Raw genomic sequence first — 24,242 nt, 5'->3', positions numbered from 1 at the left:
ACGGATCCTCGGGGACATCGCAACCTGGCGGGGCGCGGAGCGGCCGACCTCCTCCGTCCGCGAGACGATCGCGGCCATCCCGCGGTCTTCGTGTAAGGTCGCGCGCGCGCCATGCTGCACGATCGCGTGTCCTCCTCGCCGCGCGCTCTCCCGCTCTGCTCCGCGCTGCTCGTCGCGCTGCTCGCCGCCGGCTGCGGAGGCGCGGCCTCCCCGGGCGCCACGCCCCCGGCGGCCGCGCAGTGCGATCCTGCGCACCTCGACGCGTGTGAGCGCGCCCTCGCCGCGGCCCTCGCGGAGGGCCGGCCGCCGCGCGACCTCGCCCTCGGCTACATCGCGGCCCGTGCCTCCCGGGACGCCGACGACCCATGGGCGCTCTTGCTCCGCGACCTCGCCCGGCGCGGCGCGCGCGAGCCGCGGGCCGCGGTCATCGTCGAGGCGGGCGCGGAGGCCACGGCCGCGGCGGAGGCGAAATGGATTCGTTCAGCGCCGCTGCCGCCCCCCGGGACCCTGGGCGCGGACGCGCTGCTCCTCGCGATCGGCGAGGCCCTCGGGTACGAGCACCTCGTCCACGCGCGCGCCCGCCACGGCGCCGTCCAGCTCTTTCCGGCCGATCCGCTCGCGCCGTTCATGGCCGGCCTCGCGCCGGTCGCGCGCGGCGACGCGTCGCTCTCGCGGGTCGCGGACGACATCGCGCTCGCCGCGCTCGTCCGCCGCGCCTTCGGCGCCGCTGGCCGCTTCCGCTACGTCGAGGCCGCGACCGCGGCCGACGCCCTCGCGGCCGCGGTGAAGGGGCGCGACCCGAACGACGAGCCGGTCCTGCGCGGCCGCTACGCGCTGCAGCTGCTCGCGACCGCCGGGGTCGCGCTCGAGGAGGCCGAGGACGACGCTCCCTTCGCGCCCTCGGCCCCCCGGCTGGACCCGCCGCCCGCGCCGGGCGACACGCCTTACGGCGACCTCCTCCGGGTGCGCACGGCCCGCGACGGCCGCGCGGCGTGGCGCGCCCGCGGCGCGGCCGTGCTGCGGGCCGCGCCCCTGGATCGGCGCGCCGCGCTCGACGACCTGCTCGGCAAGGCCCCTGGCTGCGGTCGGGACGTCGCGCCCCCCATGGAAGGCCCGCGCGACCTCGTGTTCGCCGCGGCGCTCGCCGGCGCCCTCGCCCATGGCGATCCTGCCGCTGCACCCGCCGCGCCCGCCGCGCCCGCGAGCGCCGCGGCGTCGCCGGGACGGCGCCTCCCGCTCGACGCATGGCTGCCGCGCTACGAGACGCTCGTCCGCGCCGTCGACCAGACGAGCACCACGTGGGCCCTCGCGCCCAGCCTGCTCCACGAGCGCGGCCCCGCGCCCGCCGCAGGCCAGGCGGGCAGCGCCGTCCACCGCCGCGCCACCGAGCTCGGCCTCGCGCACCTCGCCGCGCTGCGCGCCCTCGCGGAGGCCGAGCCGCGCCGCTACCGCGCGCTCGCGCTGATCCCGCTTGCCTACAGCCCCGGGGTGCTCGCCGACGAGCCGCTCCGCGACGCGATCGTCGACCTCACGCAGATCGCCGTGCAGCGCCGCATGGCCGAGGCGCACGACCCGGAGGCCGTCCTCGGCGCGGCGCTCGCCGGCGTCTTCGCGGGCATGGCGTACCCGCCCGAGGTGCAGCCCCCGCACTTCCTCGCCCTGCAGGGCGCGCTCACCGCCAAGCTCCGCGGCGAGCTCACCGAGCAGGCCGGCTGGGGCGTCGCCGGCCTCTACGCCGCCGACGCGCTGTACCGGCTGGCCTCCGGTCAGGCGCCGGATCTCGCGTTCTCGTCCGCGCAGATCGAGCGCGCGCTCGCGCCCGCCCCGGCGCTGCCCTACCCCGGCCTCGCGGCGCTCGCCGCGAGCCTCTCCCGCTACGCCGCGCTCGGCGCCGCCGGCGCGCTGGATCCGCAGGCGACCGACGCGGCCAGGCTCCCCCCGGAGCGCCGGCAGGCGCGCGACGCGCTCCGGCGCGCCGTCGCGGGGCTCGCGGCGCGCGATGCCGACGCCGGCGCCGGCGCGGCCGACGGCGCGGAGGCGCCCCCGCCCGAGCTCGTCGAGGACGTCACCGCGCTGGCCGACGGCGTCCTCGCCGTGCTCCTCACCGAGCGCTCGCGCAAGCCGCCGCCGGCCGGGGCCGCCTGCGCCGCCGGGCGCGGGCCGAGCCCCGAAGCCCGCCGCGCCCTCGCGCGCCTCGGCGACGTCCGCCGGCGGATCCTGCTCGCGCCGCGGTACAGGCAGGGCGACGGCCCGTGGGCGCGCCGGGCGCGGCTCCTCGTGACGCTCCTCTCCGACGCCATCGATCTCCTCTCGGCGCCGCCGCGCGCCGCCGGCGCGCCGGCGCGCGTCGCTCCGCCGCGCTTCACCCTCCCTGCCGCAGACGCCGAGGCCGCCGTCGCCGCGGGCCTCTCCGGCTGGGTCGACCATGACCTCGCCGACGCGCTCACCGGCGGCTACGCGCTCGCCCGCGCGCTCCTCGAGTCATCCACCGCGGAGCGCTTCGCCGAGCGGAGCGGCGCCCCGCTCGGCCGGGTGCTCCGCGGGCTCTCCGCCGCGTTCCGCGACGATCCGGCGCGGCGCGGCGGCGTCGGACGAGGCCCCGCCGGCGGCGCGCTGCTCGACGCGCTCGCGTCGCTCCCCGCCGCGCGCGACGGCGGCGGCGATCTGCGGGGCCTGTTCGTCGGCTACGCCCGCGCGTTCTCCGCCCTCGGGCTGCGCGACCAGGCCGACCTCGCGCTGCTCGCCTCGCTCCTCGGCGCCGCCGTGCTGGGCGGGCCGCCGTCGCCGGACGCCATCGCGCTCGCGAACGACAGCGGCAGCCGGGTCGCCTGGGCGCTCTCGTACCTCGGCGAGATCGCGAAGGCCCGGGCCGGCATTGCCCCGGATCCGTCGGCGTACGCTGCCACCATGAGCAAAGCGTCCGACGACGCCTGCCAGGCGGCGGACACCGGCGACGTGCTCGCCCTCGTCGGCGCCGTGCGCGACTTCGCCGGCGGCCGGCGCGCCGAGGCGCGCGACGCCCTCGACCGCATCCTCGCCGCCGCCGACGCCCGCGGCCTGCGCGTGCCGCGCATGACCTACCGCTACGAGGAGAAGACCGCGACCCGCGTCTTCTCGCTCAGCTTCGACGTCTCGTACGGCGCAGGGCTCCTCGAAGGGGCGAACAGCTTCCAGCTCGGCCTCGGGCTCCGCACCCGCGGCGAGCCCGAGGGCTCCCTCGCCGCCGCGCTCGCGCCCGAGGGCTCGCCCCGGAGCGACGAAGACGCGGCGCGCGCCTACGTCAGCGCCGCGGCGCTCGCGGCCGCCTACCACTTCCTCGAGGGCGACGCCGAGCGCGGCACCGCGGCGGCGCGCCGGGCGATCGCCGCGCTCTCGTTCGGCCTCCGGCTCGGGCGGCGGGCGCTGCGCCCGGACCAGCCGCTCGCCTGGGGCCGGGACGCCCGCGCGCTGCTCGCGATCGACGCCCAGCTCGCGGCCGAGGCCGGTCACCCGTTCCTCGCCGGCGACCTCTGGACGCTCGTCCGCGGCCTCTTGCCGCCGGACGCCAACGACGCCGCGGTCGCGGCGGTCCTCGATCCGCTCCCGGCCGGCCTCGCCGCGGTCCAGGGGCTCGACCCGCTCGTCGCGAGGACCGCGCGCTCGCTCGCCGCGGTCGCCAGGCCGCTCGCGTGCACCGAGGCCAGGGTCGAGCTCGGCGGCTACGAGGAGCCCGCCTGCGACGCCTACCCGCTCGCGCTCTCGCTGCGCATCGCCGACGTCCTCGGCAAGCTGCCGCACCTCCAGCGACGGGCGCGCGCGGGCAGCGCGGCCGCGTGCCCTGCCCTGCGCAGCCTCGACGGCTTCCTCACGGCGGCGGAGCGGGGGACGTACGACCCCGACGCGTTCACGGCCGCCGTGGAGGCGCTGCGGCAGAGCGGCCGGCTCTACGACGCCGGCGTGATGCTGGCGCGGCAGCGGCGCGAGGGGCACTGCGGCCCCGCCGTGCTCGCCGCCGCGCGCGCGCTCGGCCGCGCTCCCTCGCTCGGCCCCGCGTTGCGCGCGGATCTGCTCAGCGTCGCGGTGCGCTGCGCGGCCGCGGCGCTCGACGCGAGCGTCGTCGACGACCTGATGGCGCTCGACGGCGAGACGCGCGCCCTCCCCGATCTCGGCCGCAACCTGAAGGTCGTGCTCTTCGCGACGGAGCTCGCCGTGCGCGAGCAGCGCTGGGACGTCCTCTCGCGGCTCTCGAAGCAGCCCGACTTCGTGGGTCGCTTCCGGGGCGAGGACGAAGGCGCGGCGGCGACCGCGCGCCTCATCGAGGCCGCGGCGGCCGTGCTCGCTGGCGACCCTGCGCCGCGCGCCGCCCCCGGAGACGGCGCGCGCGACGCGCCGTGCGGCGCGCCTCTCGCCGGCGATCGCGCCGCGCTGTGCGCCGAGCTCGAGCGCCTGCGCCCCGGCGCGCTGCCCGAGCCGCAGCGCCGACAGGCCGCGCGCGAGGCGCTCACGAACCTGCTCGCCGCCGCGCGCGGACAGGCTCGCTAGCCTGCCCGCTTGCGCGGCGCCGAGCGCCTACTTCACGCTGGCAGGCTTCGTCTCGGCCGGCTTCGTGTCCGCAGGCTTCGCCGCGGCCGGCTTCGTGTCCGCGGGCTTCGCCGCAGCGGGGGCAGGTGCGGCAGGCGCGGCGGGCTTCGCAGCAGCGGGCGCGGCGGCGGCGGGCTGCGCTGCAGCCGGCGGCGCGGCGGCCGGCGCCGGTGCGGCAGGCGCGGCGGCGGGCTTCGCGTCCGCGGGCTTGGCGGCGGCCTTCGGGTCCACCGGCTTCGGGTCGGAGGCCTTCGCGGGGCCCTTCGGCGCTGTCGCGGGCACGCCGGCCGGCTTGAGGCCCTTGGCGGCGACCGCGGCGCAGGCGAGCTCGACGCCGGTGTCCTTGCCGTCGAGCCGCATGATCTTGATCTCGACGCGGCGGTTCTTCTCCTTCGCCTCCTCGGTCTCGCCCGGATCGGTCGCGCAATGCGCCCCGTAGCCGGCGGCCCGCACGCGGTTCTTCTCGACACCGAGCGCGGTGAGCGCCTTCACCACCGCCTCAGCGCGCTTCTTCGTGAGCGTCACGGAGGCGGCGTCGTTGGCGAGCTTCTCGGAATAGGCCGCGACCTCGACGAACTGGATCTCCGGATGGTCCTTGAGGACCTGCGCGATGTTCGCGAGGAGCTCCTGCGACGCGGGCTCGATATCGGGCTTGCCAGCGGCAAAGGCGATCTTCTCGTTGAGCTTCACCTCGTTGCCGAGCAGCGCGACCCGCGGGACGTCCGGACAACCGTCGTCGTCCTTGTAGTTGTTCTTGACCTCGGCCTCGGTCGGGCACTTGTCGGCATCAGCCGCGAAGCCGTCTCCGTCCGGGTCGGTCGACTTGCAGCCGTCCTTGGCGTCGGGCGGCAGGCCGTCCTCTTTCTCGGCGACGCACTTGTCAGCGCCGTCGTCGAGCACCCCGTCCGCGTCCGCGTCAGGGGGCGGCGCAGGCGGCGCAGGCGGCGGCGGCGCGGGCGGCGGTGCCGGCGCCTTCGCGGTCTGCTGCTGGGGCTCAACCGCGCAGCCGGCGCTCGCCGCGAGCAGCGACACTGCGAATGCCATTCCAAGCCATCTCGTCGTTCGCATCTCCTGGGCTCCTCTCCTTGGCGTCGTTGATGGCGCCGAGCGCCAGCGTGTTTAGACGACTACGCCGGAAACTGCGAGATGGATTCGTACGGCGGCGCGCGCCGCTCCCCCTCGGCAGCGCGTCGGACCCCCCGCTCCGGAGGCGACGGCGAGCCGTCGAGTTCGGCTCGATCTCGGCGCGTCGTTCGCCCCTCGGCGCGAGCAGCTAGAGTTTCCCCGACGGGAAATTCATCTCGTCGGCCTTCGATTTCGGCGCTGCTTTCCTCGACTTGAGCATCTGTTCCTTGAGCATCTGCTCCGCGGGCACCGACGAGGTGGGCTTCTGTGCGGGCGGCGGCGCCACCTTCGGGCGAGGCTTCGGCGCGGGGCGAGAGTTGCTCTCGTCCTTCTTGTCGAGCTTCTCGTTGACGGGCGCCGGGGCCTTCTCCGTCGGCGTGCGGAGCGCCTCGAGCGCGCGCTCGCGCGCCGCGGCGACCTCCGGCGCGTCGCGGCCCGCCGGGTCGAGCCGATCCGCCTCGTCGAGCTGGTCCAGGCACCGGCGGAAGGCCGCCTCGTCGCAGGCGCGCAGCGCCTCGGCCCGCAGCGACCGCGCGCGCTCCAGCGCGTCGAGCGGCGAGGGCGGCGCGATGGGCGGCGAAGGTCCGTCGGGCGGCGCGCTCGGCTGCGGCTCGGGCAGGGGCGCGATCACCGGCGCGTCGCTCGTCGACCTCAGGAGCCGGGCGACGATGATCGCGAGGATGGCCAGCGCCGCGACCGCGGCGAGCTCGGCCATCCAGCGCTCCCGCATCCATCGCCGCATCCGCGACACGCGCTGCCGCACCCGGGCGGCGGGCACCTGCTCCTCGGCGGCGATGCTCTCGAGCTTCTCGCCTTCCCCTTCCCGGGCCATCCACGACAGCGTCTGCCGGGCGTCGCGGCTCGCGGAGGCCTGCTCTTCGGCCCAGCGCGCCAGCTCGCGCGCCTCGACGGGCGGCGGTCCGACCGGCAGGTCGGGCAGCTCCGTCGCGGCCTCCCGCGCCGAGCGCCGGTGGTGGTCGGCCACCTTGTGGCGCGCGATCCCGAGGAGCCAGCGCCGGAGCTCCGTCGGGTCGGCCGGGCGCCCCGGCGACGCGAGCGCGTCGCAGAGGACGGTCTGCACCACGTCGTCGACCTCGCCGCTCGGGACGCGCCGCCGCACGAAATCCTCGAGGGCTCGGCGGAGCCCTGACTCTGCCAGGGGGTTCGTCGCGGGGGTGCGGTCCTCGGTGGTCATCGGCGTGCTCATCGACCCTGCATCGCGCCGCGGCCGCGGAGTGTGACGCGCCCGATCGAGAATACTGCAGGCCCCGGCCGGGCGTCACACTCTGCAGCGCCGCGCCGACGGTCGGGCATGCTCCTCAGGCCCCCTCTCGTCCTCGCCGCGGCGTTGCTCGCCGCTTCCCTCACCCACACGGTCCCCTCCCTGACCGCCGCCCGGGGCGGTGCTCCGCCGGTCACCGAGATCCGGATCGACAAGAGCGAGCACACGCTCGATCTCGTCGCGGGAGGCAAGATCGTCCGGTCCTACCGGGTCGCCCTCGGGCCGGGCGGACCGGGGCCGAAGCGCTACGAGGGCGACAGGCGCACCCCCGTCGGCACGTACCGCGTCTCGGGCCGCATCAACGGCCTGTTCCATCGGTTCCTGATCGTCAGCTACCCGAACGAGGAAGACCGCGCGCGCTTCGCCGAGCTCAAGCGGCGCGGCGAGGTCCCGCCGGGCCGCGGCGTCGGGCACAGCATCGGCATCCACGGCGTCGGCAGCGCGCAGCTCGCCGGCGTGCACAAGGAGAGCGACTGGACGCTCGGCTGCATCGCCCTCGACGACGACGAGATTGACGAGATCGCGCGTCGAACGCCGGACGGCGCCAAGATCGTGATCACCGACTGAACGGGCGGTGCTAGGGTAGCCGGTCAAATCGACGGGCTGTCCGTCGAGGATGAGAGCGCGACGGCGAGGCCGGCGCCGCCCTCGCGCCTGCCCTGGAGATCGTGCATGTCTCGCCGTTACTGGCTGATGAAGAGCGAGCCACAGAAATATTCGTTCGCGCAGCTCGTGCGCGACGGCCAGACGATGTGGGACGGCGTCCGGAACTTCGAGGCCCGCAACAACATGCGGGCCATGAAGCAGGGGGATCTCGTGCTCTTCTATCACTCGAGCGAGGGCAAGGCGGTCGCGGGCGTGGCGCGCGTCAAGCGCGAAGCGTACCCGGATCCGACGGCCGACGCCGACGAGGACTGGAGCGTGGTGGACATCGAGCCGGTCGCGCCGTTCAAGGTGCAGGTGAGCCTCGACACGATCCGCGGCGACGAGTCGCTGGCGGAGATCTCGCTCTTGAAGCGGTCGCGGCTCAGCGTGGTGCCCGTCTCGAAGGAGCACTTCGATCGGGTGCTGAAGCTGGGCAAGACCAAGATCGCTTGACGCGCGGACCCGGGGAAACGACTAATCCCGTCGTGAACCTCCGCCCCGGAGCCCGACCCCTCGCCGTCTTCTTCCTCGGCAGCCTCCTCGCCAGCGCCGCGTGCGGCGGCCCGCCCACGCCGTCCCCGATCGACGGGGAGCCGATCTGCCCCGATTTCGAGATCGGCGCGACGCGCGCGCACATGCGCGGGAGCCTTCGCTTCCCGGTCACGCTGACGGTGCGCGAGGGCAAGGAGCCGATCACCCGGACGACGCTCACCGGGCGCCGGTCCAAGGACGATCCGCCGAGCCGCATCCTCCTCTCCGATCAGGACGCCGAGTACGAGATCGAGTGGGCCCAGTGCGAGAACCAGCGCGCGCCCCGGACGCGCGTTGTGGCGCGCGAGTCGAAGGACGCCGCGGAGTACGCGTGCGGCAACGCGACCGTGTACAAGACCGACAAGCTCGTCACCCGGAAGGGCGACGCCGCCTCGCGCACGGTCCACTTCGCGGCGCCCCCGAAGTCGGAGTGCTGGGAGAGCGAGCTCCCGCCCGCGCCCCCGCTGCCCGCGCCCCCCGCTGCGCCCGACCAGCCGCCGCCGGACGCGGGCGCCGCGCCGGTGGACGCGGGCGCCACGCCGGTGGACGCGGGCACCAGGCCGGTGGACGCCGGCGCGCCCCGCGATGGGGGCGCAAGCGGCGTCGCGAAGCCTCGCCGCACGGGCGCCGCGGATGCCGGCACGACCCCGCCGGGCCCCTAGTTCCGCCCGCCAGAGGTCCGGCCCGGGATCCGGAGAGAGATTTCAACGCAAAGCCGCAAAGACGCAAAGCCGCAAAAAAGAACAGATTTTTGTATTTTCGCGTCTTTGCGCTCTTGGCGTCTTTGCGTCAAATCTCTCTTCGTTTGCGAGACAGATCCCTGGCGGGATTTGTGGCACGCGAACTAGGGCCTGTTCCTATGCCTCATGAGGCGATCGGTCGGCGGGCCTGGCCGCCGGCTACACCCTAGCTGCCTTGGCCCGTGCGCGACGCGAGCAAGGCTTCACAGGCCCCCTCCGATCGCGCGATGCCCCCGGGAGAGGCGTCGTAAGGGAGCGGACTCGACACGGGAGACACGCCGGGCGCCCATCCTTGAGGCCATGACGTCGAGAGCCGGCCACGAGCTCCCTGGAGTGCCGCTTTCTCGCCCCGCGATGCGGGCGATCTCGTGACCGATCAGGCGGCGCACGAGATCGTCGTTGCGCATCCCGAACACCGCATCATGGTCAGCGGGGCCGTGGGAGCGCCCGCGGGCCCGGCGCGCCTCCGCGGCCGCCTGGACCTCGGCGGCGCGCCGTCGCCGCGCCGCACACGACCGCTGTTCTCCCGGGATCCCGTTCCCTAGAACGTGGTCCACCGGCGCTTTCACCCCGGCGCTTCCACCGTCCTTCCAACGTCCCTTTCCGCCCCGGATCCACACACCGTCTCATGTCCGCTCCGCCCATGCCAACGCCTCCGGCGCCCCGCCCGTATCCTTCCCCTGATTCCCCTGATTCACATGAAAGCTCCGGTGAAGCTCCCCGCGAGCCCTCTCCCCGCCTCGCGCCGCCCTCGTCGCGCGGCGGCGGGCTCGCGTCGCGCCTCGCCGAGCTCCAGGTGAAGCGGCCGGCGCTGCCGCTGCTCGCGACCGGGATCCTCACCGTCATCGCCCTCTTCCTGGCGACGCGGCTCCATGTGCTGACCGGGTTCGAGTCGCTGCTGCCGGCGTCGCGGCCCAGCGTGCAGGAGCTCGACCGGGTCGCGGCCAAGACGGCCGGCGTCTCCACGCTCTTCGTCGTGCTCCAGGGCGGCGAGGGCACGCCCACCGCCGCGCTCCAGCGGGCCGCGGACGCGCTCGTCCCGGAGATCGAGAAGATCGGCCCCCCGTGGGTCGGCAGCGTCGAGGACGGGGTGCACGAGGCCTACCGCTTCCTCTCGCCGCGCGCCGGGCTCTACGTCGACCGCGACAGGCTCACCAAGCTCAGGGACGACATCGAGGCGCGCTACGCTTACGAGGTCAACAAGGCGACGGGCGCGCTGCTCGACGACGACGAGCCGCCACCCGAGGTGAGCGCCAGCTCGATCGAGCAGAGCCTCGGCCTCCAGGGGGTCGACACGGGGCGCTACCCCGACGGCTACTACCAGTCGAAGGACGGCAAGACCGTCGTCGTCGCCATCCGCTCGAAGGTGATGGCCAGCGATTTCGCCGCCGGCTCCGAGGCGATCCGGCGCGTGAGCGAGGTCGTCGAGCGCGTGCGCCCCGCCTCGTTCGAGCCCGGGATCACCTACGGCCTCGCCGGCGATCTCCAGACCGGCATCGCCGAGTACGCGGCGATCAACGAGGATCTGACCGACGTCGGCGTCTCGGGCGCCGTGCTCATCGCCGCTGTCGTGTTCCTCTACTACCTGCGCCTGCGCACGCTCGTCGCCATGCTGATCACGATCGGCATCGGCGTCGCCTGGACGTTCGGCGCCACCCAGCTCGCGCTCGGCCACCTCAACATGGCCACCGGGTTCCTCTTCTCGATCGTCGCCGGCAACGGGATCAACTTCGGGATCATCTACATGGCGCGCTACCTCGAGGCGCGCCGCGGCGGCGCGAGCCTGCTCGAGGGCGTGCGCGTCGCCCACCGCGAGACCTGGCTGCCCACGCTCACCGCCGGCTGCGCGGCCGCGGCCGCCTACGGCTCGCTGCTCGTCACCGAGTTCCGCGGGTTCCACGACTTCGGCCTCATCGGCAGCGCCGGCATGGTGCTCTGCTGGGTCGCCACGTTCGTCGCGCTCCCGAGCATCCTCGCGGTGATGGACCGGCTCGTCCCCCTCGAGCAGGAGTGGCCGGGCCTCCTCGGCAGGCTGCGGCGGCGCGCCCAGGGCGGCGTCGCGTTCGGCGCGCCGTTCGCGCGGCTCGCGTCGCGGAGCCCCGTCACGCTCACGCTCGCGGGCCTCGCCCTGGCTGCGGCTGGCCTCGTCGCCACGGTGAGCTACGTGCGCGCCGATCCGATGGAGTACAACCTCCAGAACCTCCGCAACGACGAGGGGGCCCGCGCGGCGCAGATCCGCCTGAGCTCGCTCGCGGAGGAGATCACCGGCTACGTCGGCACCGACGGCATGGCGATCCTCGTGGACCGGCCCGAGCAGGTCGCTCCGCTCCGCGCCGCGCTCTACGCGAGGCGCGACGCGGCGCCCGAGGGAGAGAAGCCGTTCAAGGAGATCTACGCGCTCCAGGATCTGGTCCCGCGGGATCAGGAGGTGAAGCTCCCGCTGCTCCAGGAGATCAAGGATCGCGTCCTCAGGGCGCGGAAGCGCGGCCTCGTGGGCGACGAGGACTGGCGCCGCATCCAGGCGGTCATCCCGCCGGACGATCTCGCGCCGTTCGGGATCGACGATCTGCCGGCGGGCGTGGCGCGCGCCTTCACCGAGACCGACGGGACGCGCGGGCGCATCGTGTACATCAGCCCGATCACGCCCGAGAGCGTGCACGACGCGCACTACCTCTTCCGGTGGGCGGACGCGTACCGCGAGACGCGGCTCCCCGACGGCAGCGTCGTGCGCGGCTCGGGGCGCGCGGTCATCTACGCGGACATGTGGGCGGCGGTCATCGACGACGTGCCGCCGGCTGTGCTCTTCTCGCTGGGCGCGACGGTCCTCGTCGTGCTCGTCGCCTTCCGCGGCGGCCGGCCGGCGTTCGCGGTGCTCGGCGCGCTGCTCGTCGGCGTCTCGTGGATGGCGGGGCTGCTCGTGCTGATGAACGTGAAGCTCAACTTCCTGAACTTCATCGCCTTGCCGCTGACGTTCGGCATCGGCGTCGACTACGCCGTGAACATCGTGCAGCGGTACGCGCGGGAGGGCGCCGGCGGCGCGCTGACCGCGGTGCGCGAGACGGGCGGCGCCGTGATCCTCTGCAGCCTCACGACGACGCTGGGCTACCTCGCCCTGGTGCGCTCGCAGAACTACGCGGTGCGGAGCCTGGGCGTCGCCGCGGTCATCGGCGAGCTCGCGTGCCTCTTCGCGGCCGTGCTGGTCTTGCCCGCGGCGCTCGTCTGGCGCGACCGGCGGCGCCCGAAGGGCGAGGAGGCCTTCCTCGCGGTCGGCCGCCCCACGACCTGAGGGCGTCCCGACGGGCTCGATCCGTCGCGGACCCCGGCCGCGGCGCGCGTGGAGCGAGCCGACGCGCGTCACGTGGAGCGGCGGCGCTTCGCGAAGTACTCCTTGATGGTGACGATCTCCTTCGTGGTGAGGGCCGCGATCGACGGGACGACCGTCGCCGGATCGTGGCCCGCCGCCACGCCGAACTCGCGGGGCCACTCGAGGAACGTCTTGCCCGGCTCGGTCGTGACGCGGCGGAGCCGGTACGTCGCGAGGTACCCCTCGATGCCCAGGACCTGCCCGAGCAGCCGGTACGTGACGGAGTGCTCGGCCTCGGATCGCGCGACCACCTCCTCCAGGGCCTTGTCTCCCGACGGGTGGAGCGTGAACTCGAAGCGCGACGGGATCTTCTCCGCCGAGCCGCCGTCCACGTAACGGTAGTCCTTGACGGCGTCACCGAAGACGATCGGCAGGAGCTTGACGATATCGCGGAGCTCTCTCCACGCCTCTTCGATGGGGGCGTCCAGCACAGCTGAATCGTAGACGTGGTATCGGGCGTCGAGCATGGGTGTACCTCCTCGCGACGTCGCACGGGCGCGTGCAGACCTCCGCGCAGCGGGCGATGCTACCAGAGCGTCGCGTGTCGCCTCGAGCGCGCCCTCACGGGGCCGTGCGCAGATCCGAGCAGCAGCGGACGCCTGTCGAGTAGTCGAAATACGTGAAGTCGTGCGACGCGACGCGCGCCATGCACCCCTCCCGGGTCGCGCGCGCGTAGAACCCGCCGACGAACGTCCCCTCCGGATCGTCGATCCACTCGTCCAGGTTGCCCACCATGTCGGCGATCGCGTCGTCCTCCCACGCGCTCGCGCACGTCGCGGTCTCGCCCGTTCGCCGCAAGAGCGGCGCCCCGGCGACGCGCACCAGGTTGAGCCGAGGGTCGCTGTGCCCGAGCGTCACGTCGCGGTGGAGCACGCCGGCCGGGTGATGCTCGCGGAACACGTTGCACCGCCCGTCCGCGTAGGTCGGCCCGTAGGGGAACTGCTCGTCCCGCTCGCCGCGGCACGCCGTCCGCCACTCGTCGAGCGAGCAGAGCCGCTTGCCCGCGTTCCGGCACGCGAGCTCCGCCTGCGCGCCGGTCGTGTAGCCCTGCGGGAGCACGCCCCTGCGCGACACCGCGCGCGGCTCGAACTCCCGCTGCTTCTGCCAGCCGGGCAGGAGCGGCAGCTCCATGCGGCGCGCTTCGTCGTCCCCGAGCTGTAGCCGCATCTTGGACCACACGCGCTCGACGGACGCGGCCGCCTGGCGCGACGGAGGATAGAACGCCGAGATCTCGAGCCCCGTCTCCTTGTCGAGCAGCACCGCCTCGTAGCGATCGACGCAGAACCGGCGCGCGACCCGCACCATCTCCGGCGGACAGCGCGGCTCCACCGGCGGCGCGAGCGCCCTCGGCCCCGGAGGCGCCCCCACGAGCGGCGGCGCCACGTCCGGCGCCCCGGCCCCGGCGTCCGCCGCGCTCGGCCCCGCGTCCACCCCGCTCGGCCCCGCGTCCACCCCGCTCGGCCCCGCGTCCGCCGCGCCGCGCTCTGGCTCCGAGCGGCAGCCCGCGAGCGCCGCGCACGCGAGCGCCGCGGCAGCGAGGCGGCGGCAGGCGCGGGGCCGCGTGGAGCGCTCGGCGGATCGCGCCGGCGTCGGGTCAGCGGATCGCGCCGGCATACGGGTCGATGGACGCGGGCTCGCGGCAGAAGAAGCGGCGGAGCACGAGGTAGTGATGGATCGGCAGGAGCCGCGTCTCCTCCTTCATCGACAGCCCCATCCGGCTGATCTCGGCGCCCGGGAACGGCGTCTTCGGATAGCAGCGGATGATCCCGGAGAGCGCCTCGTACTCGTCGAGCAGCCCGAGCACGTGCCCCACCTCGTGGGCGAGCACGGGCAGCGACCAGCCGGCCCGCATCGCGCTGAAGTACGGCGTCCTGCCGCACGTCGGCGAGAGCGGCACCGCGAGGTCGACCCGGAGCGCCCGCGCGCGCGCCTCGTCCGCCAGCACGAAGTCGAAGTCGTAGCGCACCGGCAGCCCGAAGGCGCGCGCATCGCGGTTCCAGTACCCCTCGGCCTCGTCCGACCAGCGCGCGAGCAGCGCGCGGATCGCGGCCGGCGTCGCCCTCGCCGTGAACACGCCGGAGCCCGGGCACGCGTCCGTCGATCCCGAGCGCGCGTACGGCGTCCCGCGGCACGCGATCGCGCCCCCGAGCCGGGCGGAGAGCCCGCAGTCCGGCAGCTCGATCCAGCCCGCGCCCTCCGGCGGGTCGACCGCGATGCGCACGTCGACCTCCCAGGCGCCGCCGCGCCGCCGCACGAGGTAGCTCATCGGGCCGAAAAAGAGGCCGTAGTGCGGCATCACCCCGGCGATCCGCCGCTCCCCCTCCGGCACGTCGCCGCGCGCCCCGGAAAAAACGCGGCGCGGAGCCGGCTGGCACAGGTACGCGTCCTTCGCGATCGCGTCGGCCAGGATGTCCCGGAACGTCGCTTCCCGCCCTTCGAGGACCGCGCCGCTCATCACCTCGAGCTCGGCGGCGATCGCCTCGACCGGGATCTCGCGCCCGGCGGCCGCATCACCCGCCGCGCTGCCCGCCGCGCGCGGAGCCCCCCCGCAGCCGGACGCCCCCAGCGAGAGCGCCGCGAGCACGGGGAGCGCCCCGCGACGCGGGTGGACGAGGACGCGCCACGGCGCCGGCGCGCCGCGCTGGACGCTTTGTCTTGCGCGTACCGTCCGAAGCGAGTTACGTCGTGCATGGAACGCTGCACGCTGGCCGCGCGCCCCAGCCGCAGAGGCTACGCCGCCGGACGCCGTGCGCGCAGGGGGGGCTCGCGTGGGCGTGGAGGTCAACCCCGCTCACTTACGGGGAGTTGAATGAAGAATCAACGCGTCCGAAGTGAAACCGTGGAACCGGCCGGGCGTAGTGACGCGTAGCCGATGGGCTCAGCGCGGTCGAGAGGCCGGCGAGACCCGACGGGCTCCAGCGTGCGGGCGCGCCATTCGGGCGAGGCGCGCGGTGGGCTCGGTGATCGCGACGAAACGAGCGTGGAGGATCAGATGACGATCGACATGGGCAAGACGTTGGCGTTGACGGCGGTGTCGGGCATGGTGGCGGGCCTCGCGGGCTGCGCCTCGTCGCCTCCGCCCGCGCCCGAGACGGGCGCCGCCCCCGCGGCCGACGCGCCTCCGGCCGCTGCGCCGGAGAACGCCGCGAAGGCGTGCTGTGCCGGCAAGAACGAGTGCAAGGGCAAGGGCGGCTGCAAGAGCGACAGCCACGCGTGCGCCGGCCAGAACGAGTGCAAGGGCAAGGGCGGCTGCAAGCCGGCCGACTGCTCGTCGTAGGTTCGGCGCGCCCGGCCCGGCGGAATCCGGCGGATCCATGCGGATCCGCCAGATCCGCTGGGCCGTCTGGCCATGCCACGCGGATCCGCTGGATCGTGAGGCGCCGCGGCGCACCCCTCCACCCCTGAGCAAGGCTCGCGGTGAACCATGGTGAACCTCGAACGGATGCGGCTGGGACTCCCCGACCTCGGCGTCGGCGTCGGGCTGCGCATCCCGCACTACCGGCACATCTTCGAGCACCGGCCCCGGGTCGACTGGTTCGAGATCATCAGCGAGAACTTCATGGTCGACGGCGGCATGCCGATCGCCAACCTCGAGCGCGTCCTCTCGAGCTACCGCCTCGTCCAGCACGGCGTCTCGCTGTCGATCGGCAGCACGGATCCGCTCGATTTCGACTACCTGCGCCGGCTGAAGGCGCTGCTGGCCAGGGTGGGCTCGCCCTGGGTGAGCGATCACCTGTGCTGGACGGGCGCGCACGGGATCAACCTGCACGACCTGCTCCCCTTGCCGTACACCGAAGAGGCCGTGCGGCACGTCGCGGCGCGGGCGCGGGTGGTGCAGGACTTCCTCGAGGTCCGGCTCGCGCTCGAGAACGTGTCGAGCTACCTGACCTTCACGGCCAGCCGGATGAGCGAGTGGGAGTTCCTCTCGGCGATCGCAGAGGAGGCCGACTGCGGCATCCTGCTCGACGTCAACAACGTCTACGTCTCCTCGTACAACCACGGCTTCGATCCGGAGGCCTACATCGACGGCGTGCCGCACCACCGGATCGTGCAGTTCCACCTCGCCGGCCACACGCACCAGGGCGCGTACATCCTCGACACCCACAGCGATCACGTGGTCGACGCCGTGTGGGCGCTCTACCGGCGCGCGGTCGCCCGCGCCGGCGACGTCTCGACGCTGATCGAGTGGGACGACGACATCCCCTCGTTCGATGTCCTCGCCGCCGAGGCGGAGAAGGCGCGGGCGATCCGGCAGGAGGTGGCGCGTGCGCGCGCCGCCTGACCCCGCGCCCCCGGCCGGCCTCGCCGCCCTGATGCGCCAGCTCACCCGCATGTTCACGGCGGGCGCGCCGCTCCCGGACGACACCGAGCTCGCCGGCCTGTGCCGCGAGCACGTCGCCGGGAGCGAGCGGCTCGCGCCCGCCGAGCAGGCCGACATCTACCGGCGGCAATTCTGGCTGCGGCACAGGGACGCGCTCCGCGAGGACTACCCCGCGCTGGCGCACGTCCTCGGCGACGACGGCTTCGACGCGTTCGCGAGGGCCTACCTCGCGGCGCACCCGCCCGCGAGCTTCACGCTGCGCGACCTCGGGCGATACGTCGCCGATTTCGCGAGCGCCCACGAGGGGTTCCCCCCTGCCCTGCGGGATCTCGCGCGCGACGTGGCGCGGTACGAGCACGCCCTCGTCGATCTGTTCGACGGCGCCTCGCCCCCTCCGCTCGATCCGGCGAAGGTGACGGGCATGCCGGCGGACGGCTGGTCCACCGCCACGATCGTCCTTCACCCGCTGCTCGCGCTGGTGCGGCTCGGCCACCCGGCGCACGTCCTCCGGAGCGAGCTCAAGCAGGGCCGGTCGCCCGCGCTGCCCGCGCCCCGCCCGGTCCACCTCGCCGTGTTCCGCGGCGCGGATCTCACGATCCGCTTCGAGGAGCTCGAGCCGCCGGCGTTCGCCCTCCTCGAGGCGCTCGGGCGGGGCGTACCGCTCGTCCCGGCGTGCGAGGAGGTGGCGGCCGGAGCCCACGGAGCGGAGGCCTCCAGCGAGGCGACGGGCGCCGGAGAGGGGGCGGGCGCGGCGCTGGCCGAGCGCGTCGGCGTGTGGTTCCAGCGATGGACGAGCTGGGGGCTCATCGTCGACGTCGTGCCGGGCGCCCGCGCTGAAGGCGGCTAAGATGGCGCGGTGACCACCATCGTCCAGCGCACGCTCGAGATCCGCACGAACGGCCGGGGTTTCGTCGATATCACGCGCGAGGTCGCGCGCGTCGTCGCCGACGCGGGCGTCGACGTCGGGCTCTGCGCCGTGTTCCTGCAGCACACGTCCGCGAGCCTCATCGTCCAGGAAAACGCCGATCCGGCCGTCCTCCGCGACCTGGAGCGCTGGATGTCCCGCCTCGCCCCGGAGGGCCGCGAGTACGAGCACGACGACGAGGGCCCCGACGACATGCCGGGCCACCTCAGGAGCGCCATCACCCGCTCGAGCGAGGTGATCCCGATCTCCGGCGGCCGCCTCGCGCTCGGGACCTGGCAAGCCCTGTATGTCTGGGAGCACCGTAGTTCTCCCCACGCGCGCCGCGTGGTAGTGACCGTGACCGGCACCACAGCCGGGGGTTGAGTGGTATACTTTGCGGCGTTCGCGTACGGACGAGCAGTGGACGAGTGCTGGATGAGCGCTGCATGAGCACTGGATGAGCTCGGCGCCCCTCGGGGGTTGCTTGCCCGCCGCGTAAGGCAGGGCCTGCCCGGTCGCCAGCGCGCCACGCGATCCCCTCACCTTTCAGCGGAATCAGCGGGAAGAGAGCGATGAGCCTTCAGACGACGTTCATGGGAATCTTCGACACTGCCCGGATCTGCTTTCCGACCGTGGTGGACGCGATGATCGGGCGTGTGACCCTCGAGCGCTGCGATGAGCGGCTGGACTGGTGGGCGCGCAAGGTGCTCGAGGACGCGGACGTGGATCTGGTGGTGCGCGGGCGCGAGCACGCCTCGGGCGCGCGGCCGTTCGTCGTGATGTCGAACCACCAGAGCCTCTTCGACATCCCGGTGGTGTTCCGCGCGATCCCCGGGCGGCTCCGGATGATCGCCAAGAAGGAGCTGTTCAACGTGCCGATCTTCGGCCAGGCGATGAAGGCGGCCGGGTTCATCCGGATCAACCGGGGCGATCATGTCCAGGCCAGCGCGAGCCTGCAGGTCGGCGCGTCCATGCTGCAGGACGGGACCCGGGTCTGGATCGCGCCGGAGGGGACGCGGAGCAAGACCGGCGCGCTCCTCCCGTTCAAGAGCGGCGGCTTCCGGATGGCGATCGAGACGAACACGCCCATCCTCCCGGTGGCGATCGACGGCACGCGGCACGTGCTCCGGGCCAAGGATTTCGTTGTGCAGGAGCACCACCGGGTGGTGGTCACGATCATGCCGCCGATCGATCCTGCACCCTACGGCGCCGGGGGTCGCAACCGGCTGATGCGCGACGTGAGGGCGGCGATCGCAGGGGCGCTCGGCCACGATCCCGGGCTGATCCACCGCGGCGCGGGCGTGGCGACGTCGGCGGCGTAGGGCGCCGGCCGGTCAGCTCGGAATCACTCCGCCCGCCGCTCGGACGCCTGCTCGCCTCGCTGGGCCGCGCTCTCCGGGGCCTCCGCCTGGGAGCGGTGCTCCTCCGGCGGAGACGGCCGGAGCGCCCAGGGGCTGCGCGCCGGTGCCGCCTCGCCGGCCGGAAGGTGCTCCGCCGTGAGCCAGCTCCAGAAGGCCTCGGCCCAGCGCGCGCCGCCCACCTCGTTCGGGTGGATCTTGTCCTTCTGGCGCGGGAGGGGGCCCGGCACCAGCGCGTCGGAGTCGAAGAAGCGGCACGGGGCCGAGTTCGTCCGGATCACATCGATGATGCCGGTGTCCTTGCGCCAGAGCGGCGGCGACACCCACACGCACGGGCGACCGCCGATCGCCTTGACGATGCGGCGGATCGCGCCGGCGTGGGCCGGCGGGTTGACGTTCTCCACCTCGTTGGCGCCCAGGCTGATGATCACGAGGTCCGGCTGGTAGTTCGCGACCAGGAGCTCCATCCTGGAAGCCCACGTCACCGTGTACGAGCTGGTCTCGGCCTTCACCGCGTAGCGCACGCGGTGCTCCTGCATCCGCGGGCGGAGCGCCTGCGCGAAGCCCGCCACCGCGAACGAGTCGCCGACGTGGAGGACCGCCGTGTTGGGCGGAACCTCGAACGCGGGCGGCGCGGCGGCCGTCGGCGCGGCAGCGGCCTCGGCCGGCGCGGAGGCCCCGGGCGGGCGGGCGGCGGCCGGCGCGGAGGCCTCGGGCGGCGCCGCAGGCGCCGGCGCGGCCTCGGGGGATGGCGGAGGCGCCGGTGCGGCGCCGCACGCCATGCCCGCCGCGGCGACCCCGGCGAGCGCCCATCTCCTGACCCAGATCTCCCTGCCCATGCTCGCTCCCGACGCCGCGCGCGCGGCCTGGAAGGAGGGGCGCGGCGCGTCCTCTGGCGCTCCGCGCGCGCCGCGCTCCTGCCTGGCCGCACGCAATGCCGCGCACTCTACGGCCGGCCGCGTCCGCACGGCAATCATTGAGCGAACGGCCCGCACGGCTTATTACATGCGCATGAGCTTCCGTCTGTTTGGAGTCTCGGTCGACGTCCAGCTCGGGTTCTGGCTCTCCGCCGCCCTGCTCGGGTACGGGATCCTGGCCAGTCAGCAGTACCAGCTGTTCCTCGTCTGGATCCTCGTGGTCTTCCTGTCGGTCCTGATGCACGAGTTCGGCCACGCGCTCGCCATCAAGCGGTACCGGATCGAGCCGGAGATCACGCTCCACTTCATGGGCGGGACCACGACCTGGCGCTCGCTCCTGCCCCTCGGGCGGCTCCAGCACGTGCTGATCAGCCTGGCAGGCCCCTTCGCCGGCTTCCTCGTCGCCGGGGTCCTTCACCTCGTGCTCAGCTATGTGCCGGCGCTCTACGCCCTCCCGACCCTGGTGCTGAGCGGGATGGAGATGCTCATCAAGGTCAACGTGTGGTGGGGCGTCCTCAACCTGATCCCCGTGCTCCCGTTCGACGGCGGCCACGTCCTCGAGCACGCGCTCGGCCCGAAGCGGGCCCGGCTGACGGCGGCCATCTCGGGCATCATGGCCGTGCTCCTCGCCATCTTCTTCCTGAGGGCGGGGTTCTTCTTCTTCTCCTTCATCCTCGTCATGTCCGCGTTCCAGAGCCTGCAGCGGTTCCGCAGCGAGCCGGCGGCACCGTCGCCCTCCATGAACCGCCGGCGAGCGGAGTTTCAGGAGGAGCCGATGCCGCCAGAGACGGCCGTCCTGCTCCAGCGTGCGCGCCGGGCCGTGGAGGACGAGCGGACGGGCGAGGCGATGGCGCTCTCGGCGGAGGTGCTCGCGCAGTCGCCGGCGCCGCCGAAGCGCGCGATCCGGGAGGCGCACGAGCTCATCGGCTGGTCGCAACTGCTCCTCGGCGACGCGAAGCGCGCAGGGGAAGCGCTCGCGCAGGCGCGCAAGCAGGGCGAGCCGGACCCGGCGCTGGTCGGGGCGGTGCACCTCGCGCTCGGGGAGCTGAAGCAAGCGCGGAAGGCGCTCGAGGCGGCCCGGGAGGCCGGCGACGACCGGAAGGAGGTCGCGGGCCCGCTGATCCGGGTGCTCGTGGAGCAGGGCGAAGTGGCGCGGGCCGCGGCCGTGGCGCTGGACATCGTGGAGCAGCTCTCGGAGGACGACGCGCGGAGGATGGCGGAGATCGCGTTCGAGCGCGGCGCGTTCGACTGGTCGGCGCGGCTCTACGAGGCGATCTTCCGCCGCGTGGGCCTCGGCCAGGACGCGTACGACGCGGCGCGCGCGAGCGCCAAGGACGGGAACCTCGAGGGGGCGCTCGAGCTGCTCCGGCGCGCGGTGGAGGCCGGGTTCTCGGATCGGGCGCGGGCGTGGTCGGACTCGGCGCTCGAGGCGCTCCGGGGCTCGGCGCTCGAGGCGGTGCTGCCGCGCCCGTGACCGGCTAGGCTGCGCCGCGTGCGCATCCAGGTGCCTTTCCTTCGCGTGGGGCCGATCGAGGTCCCTCCCCCCGCCTACCAGTCCGAGGGAGCCGTCGGGCTCGATCTCTGCGCGGCCATCGAGGCGCCGGTGACGCTCGCGCCCGGGGAGCGGAAGCTCGTGCCCACGGGCTACGCGGTCGCCCTCCCCGACGGCCATGAGGGGCAGGTGCGGCCGCGCTCGGGGCTCGCGCTGCACCACGGCGTCACCGTGCTGAACAGCCCCGGGACGATCGATCCGGACTACCGCGGGGAGATCAAGGTCGTGCTGATCAACCTCGGCGCAGCGCCGTTCACGGTGCATCGAGGCGATCGGATCGCCCAGCTCGTGATCTGCCCGGTCGCCCTCGCCGACGTGGTCCTGGTCCCCGCGCTCGCGCCGACGGCGCGCGGCGCGGGCGGCTACGGATCGACCGGCGTGCGGCGCGAGGAGTGACAGCGCTTACGGCGACCTGAGCTCGTCGATAAGGAAGCTCCACACCGCAGCGACGCGGGGGACGTCGCGCAGGGCGCGGTGGCCGACGAGCCAGAGATCGTCCGTGGGCCACTCCGCCGCGCTCGGCTCGAGCGCGCTCGCGAACCTCAGCGGCACGAGGGCATGCACCTCCAGGTACGGCTCGGGGACCAGCACGGCGCCGAGCCCGATCTCCGCCGCCGTGAGCTGCGAGACGAAGAAGCTCGTCCGCAGGGCGATCTCCGCGCCGGGGACGTGGCGCGCGAGCCAGCGCGCCGCCGGGAAGCTGGTGAGGTCGCGATCCCAGGCGATCCACGGCACGGCGTCCCACGCCTCGACGGGCCCGGCGTCCTTCACGAGCTGCTCCGAGGCGGCGGCGACCCAGCGGGCCGACGCGAGCTTCGTCACGACGAGATCGGCGCCCTCCGGCCGGATCGAGCGGAGGGCGAGGTCCGCCTCGTGCCGGGTGAGATCGAGCACGCGGACGGACGCGTCAAGCTCGACGCGGATCTTGGGGTGGCGGGCGCGGAGGCGCGGGAGCCTCCGGACCACGAACGAGTCGGCGAAGCCCGGCGCGACGCTCAGGCGGACGACGCCCTCGGCGTCGGCCTCGGCGCCCGAGGCGTCGCGCGCGAGGCGCCGGTGCGCGGCCTCCATCGCCTCGGCGGCGGGCAGGACGAGCTCGGCGACGCGGGTGGGGACGAGGCCGTCGCGGGTGCGGTCGAAGAGGCGCGCGCCGAGCGACGCCTCGAGCGCCGTCAAGCGGCGGCTGACGGTGGACGTGTCGAGGCCGAGGCGCGCCCCGGCCTGGCCCAGGCTCCCGTGCCGATGGACGGCGAGGAAGACGCGGACGTCATCCCACCGCGTGTCACCCAGGTCCTGCGGCTTCGCGGGCATGGGCTGCGCTAGCGGTCCGACGAGAACAGCCGGAACACCGCGATCCCGATGCCCAGGACCACGAGGCCCACCGCGACGTGGAAGAGCCCGATCGGGCCCACGCCGCCGATGGGGCCCACGCCGATGCGCTGGCCGCCGAAGAGCAGCGAGGCGGCCGCGAGATCGAGGAGGGTGATGACGACGCCCGCGCCGGCGAGCCGCACCGGCAACGCGAACATCGCCATGAGCTCCCCGGTGCTCAGGCTGGGGCGCGCGGGCGCGCGCTCCATCATCGGGGGCGGCATCCTCGACGGCGCATAGGACGGCCGCGCGAAGGGCGCGGGCGCGGGAGGAGACCAGTCGAGCGCGAGCGGCACGACCGGCTCGGTGGGGAGGCTGTGCGGCGGCAAGCGGCCGCCGCCGCGCTCCGGCAGGTGGAGCTCCCGGGCCGTCGCCTCCGCGAACGCGGCCGGCGCCGCGAGGGCGGTGCCCTGGAGGAGATCCTGCGACCGCGTCGATCCCGGCGACGAGGGCGACGCGGGCAACACCGAGGAGCGGCTGCGGGCGGCGGCCGGCGCGTGGCTCCGGCTGGGCACCGCGATCGGCGGAGCGCTCCGCGGCAGCCCGAGCGCCTGCTCGACCTCGTCCCAGAACGCCCCGATGTCCCGGAAGCGCTCGCGCGGATCCACGGCCAGCGCCCGCCGGAAGGCGGCCTCCAGCGCGTCGGGCACGAAGATGCCCTCGCTCCTCGGCGTGGGGCGGCGCTTCTCGTCGAGCACCGTGCCCATCATCGCCACGTGATCCCCGCCGATGATCTCGCGACCGGCGAGCGCCTCGACGACGGTCACGGCGAGCCCCCAGACGTCGGTCCAGGGGCCCGTCTTGCCGAAGCGCTTCGGCGCCCACTGCTCGGGCGCCCCGTAGGCGGGCGTGAACGCCGTCGAGAGGCCGCCCGACGTGGTGGCGGTCTGGCCGGCCATGACCGTCGCGGCGTCGCGGGCGCGGGCGATGCCGAAGTCGAGGATCTTGACGACCTCCGCGCCGTGGATCTGGGCGAGGAAGATGTTCGCCGGCTTGAGATCGCGGTGCACCACGCACGTGGGGCCGCTCGGCCCGGGGAAGTGGTGCGCCGCCTCGAGCGCGCGCGCGACCGGCGCGAGCAGCCGGATCACCTCCCCCGGCGCGAGCAGCGGCGCTCCCATCGCGGCGCGGGAGGCGATGTGGCTCGCGAGCGTGCGGCCCTCGAGCCACTCCAGCGCGATGAACGGCACGAACGCGCCGGTCGCGGCCGAGATCACGTCGTGGTGCAGCGGCCTGACGACGGCAGGGATCGCGGCCGACAGGCGGAACAAAAGTTCCGCCTCCTCGCGAAATTTTTCAAGAAACTGCACGCGCAGCTGCTCGGGCAGCGTCGCCGGGACCTTGAGGCACTTCAGCGCGACCGGCGCTCGAAAAGCCTCGTGGTACGCCCGATAGACGACGCCGAACCCCCCCTCGGCGACGACCCGCTCTACCTTGAACGCCCCCTGGGTCGTGCCGACGATCCCGAACACATCATCGGCCATCCGCCCGAGGGTACACGAGCTCGACGAGGCTTCGGAAGGGCGCGGATGAAGGGGTGATGCACGGACCGTGCTCGCACCCCCGCCCACC

Annotated in this window: 19 protein-coding genes and 1 pseudogene; 12 read left to right on the top strand and 8 right to left on the bottom strand. The window is 74.3% G+C overall.

What is annotated here, in order from left to right; translation table 11 throughout:
• Positions 1-111 precede the first annotated feature (111 nt).
• Positions 112-4,521, top strand: coding sequence for a hypothetical protein (locus tag WMF46_RS18880; protein WP_437986881.1), 4,410 nt, complete (start codon positions 112-114; stop codon positions 4,519-4,521).
• Positions 4,522-4,548: 27 nt separating this feature from the next.
• On the opposite strand, the gene WMF46_RS18875 is transcribed toward WMF46_RS18880, so the two are convergent.
• Both WMF46_RS18875 and WMF46_RS18870 read right to left on the bottom strand, forming a co-directional pair.
• Positions 4,549-5,604, bottom strand: a complete 1,056-nt coding sequence (locus WMF46_RS18875) for an OmpA family protein (protein WP_437986880.1) — start codon at positions 5,602-5,604, stop codon at positions 4,549-4,551.
• 229 nt (positions 5,605-5,833) lie between these two features.
• Entirely contained in the window at positions 5,834-6,880 is a 1,047-nt protein-coding gene (locus WMF46_RS18870; RefSeq protein WP_437986879.1) for an RNA polymerase sigma factor, read from the bottom strand.
• Between the two features lie 117 nt (positions 6,881-6,997).
• Here WMF46_RS18870 and WMF46_RS18865 point away from each other — a divergent pair, with 117 nt between their 5' ends.
• The 4 genes from WMF46_RS18865 to WMF46_RS18850 all read left to right on the top strand — a co-directional run bounded on the left by WMF46_RS18865 (position 6,998) and on the right by WMF46_RS18850 (position 12,169).
• Positions 6,998-7,534: a L,D-transpeptidase family protein gene (locus tag WMF46_RS18865; RefSeq protein WP_437553637.1), complete on the top strand. Its 537-nt coding sequence runs from the start codon at positions 6,998-7,000 to the stop codon at positions 7,532-7,534.
• A 105-nt stretch (positions 7,535-7,639) separates the two neighbouring features.
• Complete coding sequence (locus tag WMF46_RS18860) at positions 7,640-8,065, top strand: EVE domain-containing protein (RefSeq protein WP_437282361.1); 426 nt, start codon at positions 7,640-7,642, stop codon at positions 8,063-8,065.
• A 32-nt stretch (positions 8,066-8,097) separates the two neighbouring features.
• Positions 8,098-8,805: a hypothetical protein gene (locus WMF46_RS18855; protein WP_437986878.1), complete on the top strand. Its 708-nt coding sequence runs from the start codon at positions 8,098-8,100 to the stop codon at positions 8,803-8,805.
• Between the two features lie 874 nt (positions 8,806-9,679).
• Complete coding sequence (locus WMF46_RS18850) at positions 9,680-12,169, top strand: efflux RND transporter permease subunit (protein WP_437986877.1); 2,490 nt, start codon at positions 9,680-9,682, stop codon at positions 12,167-12,169.
• A gap of 68 nt (positions 12,170-12,237) precedes the next feature.
• Here the strand turns inward: WMF46_RS18850 and WMF46_RS18845 are convergent, their stop codons facing one another.
• The 3 genes from WMF46_RS18845 to WMF46_RS18835 all read right to left on the bottom strand — a co-directional run bounded on the left by WMF46_RS18845 (position 12,238) and on the right by WMF46_RS18835 (position 14,831).
• Entirely contained in the window at positions 12,238-12,714 is a 477-nt protein-coding gene (locus WMF46_RS18845; RefSeq protein ID WP_437986876.1) for an SRPBCC family protein, read from the bottom strand.
• 94 nt (positions 12,715-12,808) lie between these two features.
• On the bottom strand, positions 12,809-13,861 hold the full coding sequence (locus tag WMF46_RS18840) for a hypothetical protein (protein WP_437986875.1): 1,053 nt from the start codon (positions 13,859-13,861) through the stop codon (positions 12,809-12,811).
• Positions 13,842-14,831, bottom strand: a complete 990-nt coding sequence (locus WMF46_RS18835) for a hypothetical protein (RefSeq protein WP_437986874.1) — start codon at positions 14,829-14,831, stop codon at positions 13,842-13,844. The genes WMF46_RS18840 and WMF46_RS18835 overlap by 20 nt, the downstream gene beginning before the upstream one ends.
• A gap of 408 nt (positions 14,832-15,239) precedes the next feature.
• Between WMF46_RS18835 and WMF46_RS18830 the strand changes: the two genes are divergently transcribed.
• The 5 genes from WMF46_RS18830 to WMF46_RS18810 all read left to right on the top strand — a co-directional run bounded on the left by WMF46_RS18830 (position 15,240) and on the right by WMF46_RS18810 (position 18,794).
• Complete coding sequence (locus tag WMF46_RS18830; protein WP_437986873.1) at positions 15,240-15,524, top strand: hypothetical protein; 285 nt, start codon at positions 15,240-15,242, stop codon at positions 15,522-15,524.
• Between the two features lie 147 nt (positions 15,525-15,671).
• The gene (bufB, locus tag WMF46_RS18825; RefSeq protein ID WP_437909842.1) at positions 15,672-16,529 is read left to right on the top strand and encodes an MNIO family bufferin maturase; all 858 of its coding nucleotides are present in this window, start codon (positions 15,672-15,674) and stop codon (positions 16,527-16,529) included.
• Positions 16,513-17,415, top strand: coding sequence for an HvfC/BufC family peptide modification chaperone (locus WMF46_RS18820; protein ID WP_437986872.1), 903 nt, complete (start codon positions 16,513-16,515; stop codon positions 17,413-17,415). Before bufB ends, WMF46_RS18820 begins: the two co-directional genes overlap by 17 nt.
• Positions 17,416-17,424: 9 nt before the next feature.
• The gene (locus tag WMF46_RS18815) at positions 17,425-17,856 is read left to right on the top strand and encodes a secondary thiamine-phosphate synthase enzyme YjbQ (protein WP_437986871.1); all 432 of its coding nucleotides are present in this window, start codon (positions 17,425-17,427) and stop codon (positions 17,854-17,856) included.
• A 188-nt stretch (positions 17,857-18,044) separates the two neighbouring features.
• Positions 18,045-18,794, top strand: a complete 750-nt coding sequence (locus tag WMF46_RS18810; protein ID WP_437986870.1) for a lysophospholipid acyltransferase family protein — start codon at positions 18,045-18,047, stop codon at positions 18,792-18,794.
• Between the two features lie 23 nt (positions 18,795-18,817).
• Here the strand turns inward: WMF46_RS18810 and WMF46_RS18805 are convergent, their stop codons facing one another.
• Positions 18,818-19,669: an SGNH/GDSL hydrolase family protein gene (locus WMF46_RS18805; protein WP_437986869.1), complete on the bottom strand. Its 852-nt coding sequence runs from the start codon at positions 19,667-19,669 to the stop codon at positions 18,818-18,820.
• A 172-nt stretch (positions 19,670-19,841) separates the two neighbouring features.
• Between WMF46_RS18805 and WMF46_RS18800 the strand changes: the two genes are divergently transcribed.
• Both WMF46_RS18800 and dut read left to right on the top strand, forming a co-directional pair.
• Complete coding sequence (locus WMF46_RS18800) at positions 19,842-21,221, top strand: M50 family metallopeptidase (RefSeq protein ID WP_437986868.1); 1,380 nt, start codon at positions 19,842-19,844, stop codon at positions 21,219-21,221.
• Between the two features lie 18 nt (positions 21,222-21,239).
• Positions 21,240-21,695 carry a dUTP diphosphatase gene (gene dut, locus WMF46_RS18795; protein WP_437718384.1) on the top strand — a complete coding sequence of 152 codons (456 nt, stop codon included), beginning with the start codon at positions 21,240-21,242 and terminating at the stop codon, positions 21,693-21,695.
• Between the two features lie 6 nt (positions 21,696-21,701).
• Here the strand turns inward: dut and WMF46_RS18790 are convergent, their stop codons facing one another.
• Both WMF46_RS18790 and WMF46_RS18785 read right to left on the bottom strand, forming a co-directional pair.
• A complete protein-coding gene (locus WMF46_RS18790; protein WP_437986867.1) occupies positions 21,702-22,610 on the bottom strand; it encodes a LysR family transcriptional regulator in 909 nt (302 codons plus the stop codon).
• Positions 22,611-23,272: 662 nt separating this feature from the next.
• Positions 23,273-24,154 (bottom strand): annotated as a pseudogene (locus WMF46_RS18785) (serine/threonine-protein kinase); the annotation flags it as partial.
• Between the last annotated feature and the right edge of the window lie 88 nt (positions 24,155-24,242).

Source organism: Sorangium sp. So ce117, from assembly GCF_051524395.1.
GTDB lineage: Bacteria > Myxococcota_A > Polyangia > Polyangiales > Polyangiaceae > Sorangium > Sorangium cellulosum_B.
The sequence above is the reverse complement of the archived record's forward strand: the minus strand, read 5'-3'. Positions and strand labels throughout refer to the sequence as shown.

What these genes read in the sequence shown, in the direction of transcription:
- WMF46_RS18880 (WP_437986881.1), top strand. Translation starts at nt 112, where the DNA reads ATGCTGCACGATCGCGTGTCCTCCTCGCCGCGCGCTCTCCCGCTCTGC.
- WMF46_RS18875 (WP_437986880.1), bottom strand. Translation starts at nt 5,604, where the DNA reads ATGGCATTCGCAGTGTCGCTGCTCGCGGCGAGCGCCGGCTGCGCGGTT.
- WMF46_RS18870 (WP_437986879.1), bottom strand. Translation starts at nt 6,880, where the DNA reads ATGACCACCGAGGACCGCACCCCCGCGACGAACCCCCTGGCAGAGTCA.
- WMF46_RS18865 (WP_437553637.1), top strand. Translation starts at nt 6,998, where the DNA reads ATGCTCCTCAGGCCCCCTCTCGTCCTCGCCGCGGCGTTGCTCGCCGCT.
- WMF46_RS18860 (WP_437282361.1), top strand. Translation starts at nt 7,640, where the DNA reads ATGTCTCGCCGTTACTGGCTGATGAAGAGCGAGCCACAGAAATATTCG.
- WMF46_RS18845 (WP_437986876.1), bottom strand. Translation starts at nt 12,714, where the DNA reads ATGCTCGACGCCCGATACCACGTCTACGATTCAGCTGTGCTGGACGCC.
- WMF46_RS18840 (WP_437986875.1), bottom strand. Translation starts at nt 13,861, where the DNA reads ATGCCGGCGCGATCCGCTGACCCGACGCCGGCGCGATCCGCCGAGCGC.
- WMF46_RS18830 (WP_437986873.1), top strand. Translation starts at nt 15,240, where the DNA reads ATGACGATCGACATGGGCAAGACGTTGGCGTTGACGGCGGTGTCGGGC.
- bufB (WP_437909842.1), top strand. Translation starts at nt 15,672, where the DNA reads ATGGTGAACCTCGAACGGATGCGGCTGGGACTCCCCGACCTCGGCGTC.
- WMF46_RS18810 (WP_437986870.1), top strand. Translation starts at nt 18,045, where the DNA reads ATGAGCCTTCAGACGACGTTCATGGGAATCTTCGACACTGCCCGGATC.
- WMF46_RS18805 (WP_437986869.1), bottom strand. Translation starts at nt 19,669, where the DNA reads ATGGGCAGGGAGATCTGGGTCAGGAGATGGGCGCTCGCCGGGGTCGCC.
- WMF46_RS18800 (WP_437986868.1), top strand. Translation starts at nt 19,842, where the DNA reads ATGAGCTTCCGTCTGTTTGGAGTCTCGGTCGACGTCCAGCTCGGGTTC.
- WMF46_RS18790 (WP_437986867.1), bottom strand. Translation starts at nt 22,610, where the DNA reads ATGCCCGCGAAGCCGCAGGACCTGGGTGACACGCGGTGGGATGACGTC.